This is a genomic window from Nonomuraea lactucae (assembly GCF_003313395.1).
Taxonomy (GTDB): domain Bacteria; phylum Actinomycetota; class Actinomycetes; order Streptosporangiales; family Streptosporangiaceae; genus Nonomuraea; species Nonomuraea lactucae.
On the sequence record NZ_QNFZ01000956.1, the window covers coordinates 1 to 10147 of the forward strand.

Consider the following 10147-nt stretch of genomic DNA (forward strand, 5'->3'; position numbering starts at 1 on the left):
CGCGCCCGGTGCCGGTGGGGCACCCGGCGCGGGCCGCGGACGGCGCCCGGCCGACGGTCTGGAAGGGAGGAGGCCCGGCCATGGGCCCGCGCGACCGCATCGACCCCGGCCTGATCGCCTTCCTGCGGGCCAACCAGGGCGGCGCGACCTGGCTGGTCGCCATGCTGGGCGCCCAGCCCGTCTCGGCGATCATCCTTGAGACCGGGCGGCCCGCGCTGGCGATGGGCGGCTTCACCGGCGGCGACCCGGCGATGAGCGTCGGCGGGCTCAAGGACCTCCTCGCCTCCGGCAGGCTGCGCTACGTGATGCCCGGCAAGGGCGAGCAGGCCCCCGAGATCGTCGCCTGGGTGCGCGGCGCGTGCGCGCCGGTGGCCGGGCACGCCGACCTGTACGACTGCGGCCGGGCGGCGCGCACCTAGCCAGGGCCACAAGAGGGTGACGGGAGGCGTTCGCGTATTGCCAGCGGCGGCCGATGGGCTTACGATCCGGCGTAATTCTTAGGAAACTTTCTTTAAAGAAAGGATCCAGTGTGCGCCGATTAGTCACCCCCCTGGTCGCCGTCCTACTGATCATCGCCCTCTGCGCACTCCCCGCCGGGGCCGCGGGCCGCCTCGTCGCCACGTTCACGCTGTCGGGCAGCACCGGCACGTTCGTGGTCGCCAATCCCGGCACGAGCGCCGTCACCGGCTGGTCGATCGTCTTCGACCTGCCGGCGGGCGTCACCGCGAGCAGTCCCCAGCACGCCACCATCCGGCAGAACGGCACGCGGGTCACGCTCACGCCCGCGCACTACATCAACACCGTCCAGCCGGGCCGGAACACCGAGCCGTACAGCCCCAAGGTCACGCTCAGCGCCCCCGTGCAGCCGACCGGCTGCACCATCAACGGCGCGAACTGCGACGGCAGCGGCGCCGACCCGCCCGCTCCCGCCCCGGTCACCGCGTCCTACGACGTGAGCGGCACCTCGGCGAGATTCGTGGTCGCCAACAACACCACCACGGCGCTGAACGGCTGGACGATCGTCTTCGACCTGCCCGCAGGCGTCACCGCGAGCAACGCGCAGCACGGCTCGATCAGCCAGAGCGGGCGGACCGTGACGCTGACGCCCGCCCACTACAACACGACGATCGCCGCGGGCGCGACCACCGAGCCCTACAGCCCGTCGTTCACCGTGAGCACGGCCGGCGCCGAGCCGGTGAGCTGCCGGGTCAACGACGTCAACTGCGACGGCTCGCCCGACGCCCCGCCGGGGGCGCCCGGCAACCTGCGCTCCCCGGTCAAGACCACCAGGACCGTCTCGCTGGCCTGGGACGCCGCCACCCCGGGCAGCCTGCCGATCACGGGCTACGAGGTGTACAACGGCTCGGCCGCGGCCGCCACGGCGACCGGGACGGCGGTCACCGTGACGGGACTGTCGCCCAACACCTCGTACACCTTCACGGTCAAGGCCAAGGACCGCAAGGGCACCCTGTCGGCCGCCTCCGCGCCCGTGACCGTGCGGACCAACAACCCGGCCGACGACGGCCAGCCGCCATCGCCGCCCGGCGGTCTGCGCTCCACGGGCAGGACGTCCTCCAGCGTCACGCTGACCTGGGACGCCTCGACGGACAACACGGGCGTCGCCGGCTACGACGTCTACAACGGTTCGTCGGTCGCGACGACGGTCACGGGCACCACCGCCACCGTGACGGGGCTCTCGCCGTCCACGGAGTACACGTTCACGGTCCGGGCCAGAGACCTGTACGACAACGTCTCCACGCCGAGCGCCCCGGTCAAGGTCACCACGTCCGACATCGTGGACAACGGCTACGCCCGGGTCGGCTACTTCGTGCAGTGGGGCATCTACGGCAGGCAGTACTTCGTGCGCAACCTGGACAGCTCCGGGGCCGCCGCGAAGCTGACCCACATCAACTACGCCTTCGGCAACATCGACCCGGTGAACCTCACCTGCCTGCAGGGCGTGACCAAGGGCACCTCGCCGAACCCCCAGGACCCGAACCAGGGCGACGGGGCGGGCGACGCCGAGGCCGACTACGGCAGGCCGTTCAGCGGCGCGCAGTCGGTGGACGGCGTCGCGGACACCGGCTGGGAGAAGCTGCGCGGCAACTTCAACCAGCTCAAGAAGCTCAAGGCCAAGCACCCGCACCTGAAGGTGCTGATCTCGCTCGGCGGCTGGACGTACTCGAAGTACTTCTCCGACGTCGCGGCCACCGACGCGGCCCGCAAGAAGTTCGTGTCGTCGTGCATCGACATCTACATCAAGGGCAACCTGCCGGTGTACAACGGCGCGGGCGGGCCGGGCACGGGCGCCGGGATCTTCGACGGCATCGACCTCGACTGGGAGTGGCCGGGAGCCGAGGGGCACGCGGGCAACCACGTCAGCCCGAACGACAAGGCCAACAACACGCTGCTGATCGAGGAGTTCCGGCGGCAGCTCGACGCCCTGAGCGCCACCACCGGCAAGCGCTACCAGCTGACCGCCTTCACCCCCGCGGACCCGGTCAAGATCGCCGCCGGGTGGGACCTGCCGCAGGTCGCCAGATCCCTGGACATCTTCAACGTGCAGGGGTACGACTTCCACGGCGCGGGCAGCGACAACTCCTGGGAGCCGAACCGCACCGGCCACCAGGGCAACCTCCACCTCGACACCGACAGCCCGTACAACCCCGACTTCAGCGTGGAACGGGCCGTCGACGTCTACCTGAACGCCGGCGTGCGCCCGCGCAAGCTCACCATCGGCCTGGCCTACTACGGCCGCGGCTGGCAGCGGGTGGCCGACGGCGGCAGGTACGGCGAGTGGCAGTCCGCCGGCGGCGCCGCTCCGGGCCAGTTCCAGGAGGAGGCGGGCACCCGCGGCTACGGCAACCTGGTCTCAAGCGTGCCCGGCTGCACGGTACGGCATGACGAGCAGGCGGTCGCCACCTTCTGCTACACCGGTCCCGACGGGCAGTGGTGGTCCTTCGACGACACGTGGTCGATCGGCAAGAAGACCGCGTGGCTCAAGAGCAAGGGCCTGCTCGGCGCGATGATGTGGGAGATGTCCGGCGACCCCGGCCTCCTGACCGACGCGCTCGACGCCGCGCTCCGGTAGCCCGGGGAAGAGCGCCGCGGGAGCGCTGGGGGAGCGCCGCGTTCCGGCGCTCCGATGGGAGGTGCGTCGCCAGGGGGTCGGCCCCAGCCCTGGCGGCGCACCGCTCGTGGATCCTGCGGGAGTTCGTCAGAGGCGCAGCGTGAAGCCGCCCTCGTCGGTGCGGTCGAGAACGAAGGACGGCTCGACGGCGGGGCGCTGGACGATGAAGGACAGCGCCGTCGTCTGGCGGCCGAGCGACGCGTCGTAGGCGGTGACGCGGACATAGCTGGCGGGGTTCGCGGCCCGGCAGGCGTTGACCTTGTCCAGCGCCAGGCCCGGTTCCACCAGGTCGAACAGCGGAAGTCCCCACATGTCCCAGTAGACGTTGCGCGGGTGAGGGTCGTCCGTGTGCTCCACGCCCACGGCCCAGCCCTGGTCGGCGGCGTACTCGATCTGGGCGAGGATCTCGTTGTCGGTCAGGTCCGGAAGGTAGGAGAAGGTTCCCTGCGTCACTCTCATTCGGATGCTCCGTCGGGCCGGTCGGTGGACTCGAAGGCGAACTCGACGTCGCCCCACGTCGTGAGGGCGGCCGCGAGCTCGGGGGAGTGCCTGGCCGCCGCCTTCAGCACGGCCGGGCCCTCCGCCACCAGGTCGCGGCCCTCGTTGCGGGCCTGGATCACGGCCTCCAGCGCCACCCGGTTGCCGGTGGCGCCGGCCGCGACGCCCATCGGGTGCCCGATCGTGCCGCCGCCGAACTGCAGGACGACGTCCTCACCGAGGTGGTGGACGAGGGAGTGCATCTGCGCGGCGTGGATGCCGCCGGAGGCGACGGGCATGACCCCGGGTATGGACCCCCAGTCCTGGTCGAAGTAGAGGCCGTACGCGGCCGAGGCCGGGGTGCTGGGGTCGCGGCAGGTGTCGTAGTAGCCCTTCGTCGTCGCGGCGTCGCCCTCCAGCTTGCCGACGATGGTCCCCGCGTGGATGTGGTCCACCCCGAGCAGCCGCGACCACTTGGCGATGACGCGGAAGCTGACGCCGTGGTTCTTCTGCCGGGTGTAGGTGGAGTGGCCGGCGCGGTGCAGGTGCAGCAGCACGCCGTTGTCCCTGGCCCACCTGGCCATGGACCCCATCGCGGTGAACCCGACCGTGAGGTCGATCATGATGATCGGGCTGCCGAGCCGCTTGGCGTAGTCGGCCCGCTCGTACATCTGCTCCATGGTGGCGGCGGTGCAGTTGAGGTAGTGGCCCTTGATCTCGCCGGTCCGCTCGCTCGCCCGGTTGACCGCCTCCATGACGAACTGGAACCGGTCCCGCCAGCGCATGAACGGCTGGGAGTTGATGTTCTCGTCGTCCTTGGTGAAGTCGAGCCCGCCCCTGAGAGCGTCGAACACCACGCGGCCGTAGTTGCGGGCCGACAGCCCCAGCTTCGGCTTGACGGTCGCCCCCAGCAGCGGCCTGCCGTACTTGCCGAGCAGTTCGCGCTCCATCACGATCCCGTGCGCCGGCCCCTGGAAGGTCTTGGCGTACGCCAGCGGGATGCGCATGTCCTCGAGGCGCAGCGCCTTCACCGCCTTGAACCCGAAGACGTTGCCGATGATCGAGGAGGCCACGTTGGGGATGGACCCCTCCTCGAACAGGTCGATGTCGTAGGCGATGTACGCGATGTACTCGCCGGGCCGCACCTCCTCCACCCGGTACGCCTTGGCCTGGTAGTGGTCGTACGCGGTCAGCCGGTCGGTCCACACGACCGTCCAGGTCGCCGTGGACGACTCGCCCGCCACCGCGGCGGCGGCCTCCTCCGGCGCGACCCCCGGCTGAGGGGTGACCCGGAACGCGCAGAGCACGTCGGTGTCCTTCGGCTCGTAGTCCGGATCGTGGTAACCGAGCTTGGCGTAGGGGATGACTCCCGAACTCAAACGGTCCATGGCTTCACCGTCACCGCCGACCATCCAGTTGTCTATTGACGGTTGGCCGGTGACTATCAAGCATGACGTTGACTCGCCTGCGTACGTTCCTCGCCGTCGTGGAGACGGGCTCGGTGAAAGACGCCGCGCGGCGGCTGGTCGTGACGGAGTCGGCCGTGTCGGCGTCGCTGGTCGCCCTCCAGCGGTCGCTGGGCCTGCGGCTGGTACGGCCGGCGGGCCGCGGGCTGGAGCTCACCGAGGCCGGCGAGGTCTACGCCGGGTACGTGCGGCAGGCCCTCGGGCTGCTGGAGGCGGGAGGCGCCGCCGCCGCGGGCGAGGCCGACCCGGAGGGCGGCGAGCTGCGGATCGCGGCCGTCACCTCGGCGGGGGAGCAGCTCGTCCCGCGGTTCCTGCACGGCTTCCGCCAGGCCCACCCGCGCGCCCGGATCGGCCTGCGGATCGGCAACAGGGCGCACGTGCACCGCCTTCTCGACGACCGGCGCGTCGACGTCGTCATCGGGGGCAGGCCACCGCGCGGCCGGGCCGTGCTGGCTGTCCGGCCGAACGAGCTCGTCGTGGTGGCGCCCGGAGGCGGGGCGGCCCCGCCTCCGCGGACGGCGGCGCCGTGGGAGGAGCGGCGGGGATGGCTGGCCGAGCAGACGTGGCTGCTGCGCGAGCCGGGCTCGGGCACCCGCGCCACGGCGGAGGTGCTCCTCGACGAGCTGGGCATCTCGCCGCCGACGCTGACGATCGGCTCCGGCGCCGCTGTCCGCGAGGGCGTGATCGCGGGGCTGGGCGTGAGCCTCATGTCGCGCGACGCGGTCGCCCGCGACCTGGCGTCGGCCGCGATGGCCGTGCTCGGCACCCCGCAGACGCCGTTGCGCAGGGACTGGCACCTGGTGGCGCACCCGGGCAGGCTGCCCGCCACCGCCGCGCTGTTCGTTCGGTACGTCATCATGTGCGGAGAATTCACGGAAGCGTCAAGAAAGCACTGAATTTCGCGGCTTCTTTCACGCATAGTGGGGAAGACGGCGCCGCGCCGCGAAGTTACTGTCAGGTAATGCCCGACAAGCTGATGCGAATCAGGCGCGCGGACGAGGCCATGCGGCCCATCATGATCGCCATCGCCGGTGACAGCGCCGCCGGGAAGACCACGCTCACGCGTGGCCTGGTCGCCGCCCTCGGCAGGGAACGCAGCGTCTCCCTGTGCGTCGACGACTACCACCGCTACGACCGGACGGAACGGCGCTCACTGCCGTTCACGCCCCTCCATCCCCTGTGCAACCACGTCCAGATCATGGAGCAGCACTTACAGCTGCTGGCGCTCGGCCAGCCCATACTCAAACCGGTCTACGACCACCGCAACGGCGAGCTCACGCGGCCGGAACTGATCGAGCCGCACCCCCTCGTGATCGTGGAGGGGCTGCTCCCGCTCTACACGCGGCTGCTGCGGGCCTGCTTCGACGTGACCGTCTTCCTCGCGCCCCCCGAGAGCGTGCGCCGCGACTGGAAGATCGCCAGGGACACCGCCAAGCGCGGCTACACCCCGGACCAGGTGCTCGCCGAGCTGCGGCGGCGGGAAACCGAGGCGGAGCAGTTCATCAGGCCGCAGCGGAGGGTCGCCGACATCGTCATCGCCTTCGGCCTGACCGGGGCGTCCGTGCTGCTGCGGCCCACGATCAGGCACCCCAACTTCGTGGGGATACTCGCGGACACGGGCGTCAGGGGCGTCGCCGTCTCGCTCACCCGCGACCCGGAGGGGATCCCGGTCGACGCCCTGCGCATCGACCGGGACCTGCGCCCGTCCGACGGCGACGCCGTGGCCAAGGCGATCTGGGACGAGCTCGGCGCCCCGGGCACGCTGCCCGAATGCCTCGGCCTGCTCGACGACCGCAGGGACGAGCCCCTCCGGCTTGTCCAGCTCCTCCTGCTGTTCCACCTCCTCAGCAAGATGGGCGCCACCCCCGCGACGTAGGCGGTCACCGGCGCTCGCTCCCGGAATTCAGACGAGCTCTTGGCCCGCCGGAGAACCTTGCCCCCTCGACCTGGCAGGCGGGCTTTCCTAGCGTGGAAGGAGGCAACGCTGCCTTGAGAGGGGGCCACGATGTTCATCCAGGTCATTCAGGGCCAGGTGTCCGACCGCGGCGAGAGCAAGGAGGCGCTCGACCGGTGGGCGCGCGAGCTGGCGCCCGGCTCGTACGGCTGGCTCGGCACGACTGCCGGTGTGACGGAGGACGGCACGTTCGTGGCCGTGGCGCGCTTCGAGTCGCGGGAGGCCGCCCGGCGCAACTCCGACCGCCCCGAGCAGACCCAGTGGTGGATGGAGACCGCCAAGCTCTTCGCCGGCGAGGTCGCCTTCCACGACTCCGACCAGGTCCACCAGTACCTGCGCGGAGGGTCCGACTCGGCGAGGTTCGTCCAGGTGATCCAGGGCCGCATCCGCGACGCCGGCCGGATGCGGGACCTCATCCGGCGCACCGAGCAGGAGCTGGGCGCCTTCCGTCCCGACCTCATCGGCGGCCTCGCCGCCGTGCACGACGACGGCGGCTACACCGAGACCGTCTACTTCAGCTCCGAGGAGGAGGCCAGGGAGGGTGAGGGCAGGGAGCTGCCGCCCGGTCTGCGGGAGGCGTTCGAGGAGCTCGTGGGGCTCTTCGAGGGCGAGCCCCGCTACCTCGACCTGCGCGACCCCTGGCTCTACTCGCGCGCCACCTGACCGGCCTCGCGGTCATCTCTGGTGGCCGGCCTTGTGGTCACCTCCGGTTGCCGCTTTCCTGGTCGCTCTCGTCGCTGCCCGGACCCGCGCGGCCGGTCGGGCGCGTCAGGCGAGGGCCTTGAGGCACTCGCGGGCGAGCTGGAGCGCCTCCCGGGGTTCGACCAGGAAGACCGGCACGGCGGCGTCCCGCGCGCTGATCAGGCCGTCGTCGTCGCGGCCGGCCACGGCCGGCGGCTCGACGCCGAGCACCCGCAGGCGGCGGCACACGTCGTGCCGGACCTCCGGCTGGTCCCAGCCGATCTCGCCGGTGAAGACCAGCGCGTCGATCCGGCCGAGCGAGGTGGCAGCCGCGGCGATCTCGCGGCTCACCCGGTGGCAGAACACGGCCATCGCCAGCGCGGCCTCCTGGTCGCCGTCACGCTGGGCGGCGACCAGCTCGCGGGTGTCGCCCGAGCGTCCGCCGGACAGCCCGGTCAGCCCGGAGCGCCGCCACAGGCCCTCGCTCAGCTCGTCCAGCGTGAGCCCGCCCTCCGACAGCAGCCAGAGCAGCATCCCCGGATCGACGCCGCCTGACCGCCTGCTCATCGGCACGCCGTCGAGCGGGGTGAAGCCCATCGAGGTGTCGAGGCTCCGCCCGCCGGACACGGCGCAGACCGACGAACCTCCGCCGAGGTGGGTGAGCACCAGGTCCAGCTCTTCCACCGGCCGCCCGGTGAGTTCGGCCACCCTGTCGGCGGCCCACCCGTACGACAGGCCGTGGAAGCCGTAACGGCGCAGGCCGTGCCGTTCGCGCCAGTCGCTGGGCAGCGCGTACGTCGCCGCCTCGCCGGGCAGGTCCGCGTGGAACGCGGTGTCGGGGCAGAGCACGTGGGGCAGGGCCGGCAGCAGCTCGCGGGCCGCGTCCACCAGCGCCAGGGCCGGGGGCAGGTGCAGCGGCGCGAGCCCGGAGAAGGCGCGCACCGCCGCCACCGTCTCGTCATCGGCGATCGCCGGGACGCGCACGGCCTCGCCGCCGTGGACCAGGCGGTGGGCGACGGCCTCGATGTCGCGGTCGTGGTGGCGGCCGAGGAACGCCGACAGCTCGTCCCGGGCCGCCCGCGGATCGACGGCCCGCTCGGCGTGCGCGCTGTCGATGAGCGTCCCGCCGTCCACGAGGCCGTCCACGAGGTCGAGCCGCAGGCTGGAGGATCCGGCGTTGACGGTTAGCACGGTCGTCACGGTGTGCGGCCTCCTCGGCTGGCGGTGAGTCTGCTGGCGCTGCGTTGCTGGCATCGTGTCTGCTGGCGTTGGGCGACCTCGATCCGGTTCGCCTCCCTGCCGCGGGCTACCCGCCCGCGGGCCGGGCGACACCTCCGGAGTCACGGACGCGCCGACACTCGGCTGTCGTCGCGACCGCCGGCCACGGCGGAAGAATCTTACGGACCTAGCATTTCAGCGGTCATTGTCTGGTTTCGCGGGCGAACGTCCGGTAAGTCGTAGCGTCTGGAGGACGACCGTGGCGGAAAGGACGGCCCAGGTGGACCAGGGGTTGGGGACGGGCAAGGAATCCGCCGGCGACCGAGCCGATCGCAACTTCGTGGAGCTGTTGCAGGGCGCGCGCGTGGCGGTCACCGGCGTGCAGGTGCTGTTCGCGTTCCTGCTCACGGTGCCGTTCTCGCCGGGGTTCGCCCGGCTGGACGAGTTCGACCGGCGGCTGTTCTACGTGGCGCTCGTCAGCGCCGCGATCGCGTCCATCTGTTACATCGCCCCGGCCGCGCAGCACCGCGTCCTGTTCAGGCAGGGGCTGAAGGAGACGCTGGTACGCCGGTCGAACTTCTACGGCATCGCCGGGGCGCTGGCGCTCGCGGTGTCGATGACCACGGCCACCATGCTGGTGGTGGACTACCTGTTCGACGGCACGGTGGCCGTCGTCACCGCCGCGCTCGTCGCGGTGCTCGCCCTGTGGAGCTGGTTCGGGCAGCCGGCCCTTAACCGCTCCGGCCCGGCCGAGGAGGACGGGTCCGGCTCGGACCGCGAGGACGCCTGAGCGGGGCGGGAGGTCACCACGCGCCAATTAGATAAGAACCTTTACTGATGTCCGCGGGGTCCGTAGGGTTGGGGGCACACCACGGAGGCCATCGTGAAGGTCCGGCTCGCGATCGCGCTGCTCGCGCTCTGCGCCGTCCCGGCGTCCGCCGCCGTCGTCCTCGCGCGCGATCCGGTGGCCGGTCTGGTGGCGGGGCAGGGTGCGGGGCCGGTGCCGCGCTCGGGGATGGACTCGGGGGTGGACTCGGTGGCTGGGCCGGTGGCGTTCGGGGCGGTGGTGCCCGCGCCGGTCAGCGCGGTGCCCGCGCCCGGCGTGACGTACCGGATCACCGCCGCCACGGCGATCCACAGCGACGTCGCCGCCGTCGGCGACCTGCTCGCCCGGCAGTTGCGGCGCGCCACCGGCTTCCCCGTGCCCGTCGTGTCGGCCCG

The 10147-nt window shown here is 71.8% G+C and carries 10 protein-coding genes; 7 read left to right on the forward strand and 3 right to left on the reverse strand.

The features are described from left to right. Both DQW85_RS33490 and DQW85_RS33495 read left to right on the forward strand, forming a co-directional pair. A partial coding sequence (locus DQW85_RS33490) for a mannosyltransferase YkcB-related protein (protein ID WP_476703625.1) occupies positions 1-419 on the forward strand: 419 nt, incomplete at its 5' end. 110 nt (positions 420-529) lie between these two features. After that, positions 530-3091 (forward strand): glycosyl hydrolase family 18 protein, encoded by a 2562-nt coding sequence (locus DQW85_RS33495; protein ID WP_205315605.1) that lies wholly within the window; start codon positions 530-532, stop codon positions 3089-3091. Positions 3092-3217: 126 nt separating this feature from the next. Here the strand turns inward: DQW85_RS33495 and DQW85_RS33500 are convergent, their stop codons facing one another. Then, the gene (locus tag DQW85_RS33500; protein ID WP_113703777.1) at positions 3218-3589 is read right to left on the reverse strand and encodes a ribulose bisphosphate carboxylase small subunit; all 372 of its coding nucleotides are present in this window, start codon (positions 3587-3589) and stop codon (positions 3218-3220) included. Further along, positions 3586-4995 (reverse strand): ribulose-bisphosphate carboxylase large subunit, encoded by a 1410-nt coding sequence (locus DQW85_RS33505; protein ID WP_113703782.1) that lies wholly within the window; start codon positions 4993-4995, stop codon positions 3586-3588. The genes DQW85_RS33500 and DQW85_RS33505 overlap by 4 nt, the downstream gene beginning before the upstream one ends. Before the next feature lie 62 nt (positions 4996-5057). On the opposite strand from DQW85_RS33505, the gene DQW85_RS33510 reads away from it, so the two are divergent. The 3 genes from DQW85_RS33510 to DQW85_RS33520 all read left to right on the forward strand — a co-directional run bounded on the left by DQW85_RS33510 (position 5058) and on the right by DQW85_RS33520 (position 7690). Beyond that, the gene (locus tag DQW85_RS33510) at positions 5058-5969 is read left to right on the forward strand and encodes a LysR substrate-binding domain-containing protein (RefSeq protein WP_113703778.1); all 912 of its coding nucleotides are present in this window, start codon (positions 5058-5060) and stop codon (positions 5967-5969) included. 65 nt (positions 5970-6034) lie between these two features. Next, positions 6035-6949 carry a phosphoribulokinase gene (locus DQW85_RS33515; RefSeq protein WP_113703779.1) on the forward strand — a complete coding sequence of 305 codons (915 nt, stop codon included), beginning with the start codon at positions 6035-6037 and terminating at the stop codon, positions 6947-6949. Between the two features lie 129 nt (positions 6950-7078). Beyond that, positions 7079-7690, forward strand: a complete 612-nt coding sequence (locus DQW85_RS33520; protein WP_113703780.1) for a hypothetical protein — start codon at positions 7079-7081, stop codon at positions 7688-7690. 105 nt (positions 7691-7795) lie between these two features. Here DQW85_RS33520 and DQW85_RS33525 read toward each other — a convergent pair whose 3' ends face one another. Continuing rightward, entirely contained in the window at positions 7796-8908 is a 1113-nt protein-coding gene (locus DQW85_RS33525) for an acetate/propionate family kinase (protein WP_240197585.1), read from the reverse strand. Positions 8909-9206: 298 nt separating this feature from the next. Here DQW85_RS33525 and DQW85_RS33530 point away from each other — a divergent pair, with 298 nt between their 5' ends. After that, positions 9207-9716 carry a DUF6328 family protein gene (locus DQW85_RS33530; protein ID WP_240197586.1) on the forward strand — a complete coding sequence of 170 codons (510 nt, stop codon included), beginning with the start codon at positions 9207-9209 and terminating at the stop codon, positions 9714-9716. Positions 9717-9809: 93 nt separating this feature from the next. Further along, a partial coding sequence (locus tag DQW85_RS33535) for a hypothetical protein (RefSeq protein WP_205315606.1) occupies positions 9810-10147 on the forward strand: 338 nt, incomplete at its 3' end.

What these genes read in the sequence shown, in the direction of transcription:
- DQW85_RS33500 (WP_113703777.1), bottom strand. Translation starts at nt 3,589, where the DNA reads ATGAGAGTGACGCAGGGAACCTTCTCCTACCTTCCGGACCTGACCGAC.
- DQW85_RS33505 (WP_113703782.1), bottom strand. Translation starts at nt 4,995, where the DNA reads ATGGACCGTTTGAGTTCGGGAGTCATCCCCTACGCCAAGCTCGGTTAC.
- DQW85_RS33510 (WP_113703778.1), top strand. Translation starts at nt 5,058, where the DNA reads ATGACGTTGACTCGCCTGCGTACGTTCCTCGCCGTCGTGGAGACGGGC.
- DQW85_RS33515 (WP_113703779.1), top strand. Translation starts at nt 6,035, where the DNA reads ATGCCCGACAAGCTGATGCGAATCAGGCGCGCGGACGAGGCCATGCGG.
- DQW85_RS33520 (WP_113703780.1), top strand. Translation starts at nt 7,079, where the DNA reads ATGTTCATCCAGGTCATTCAGGGCCAGGTGTCCGACCGCGGCGAGAGC.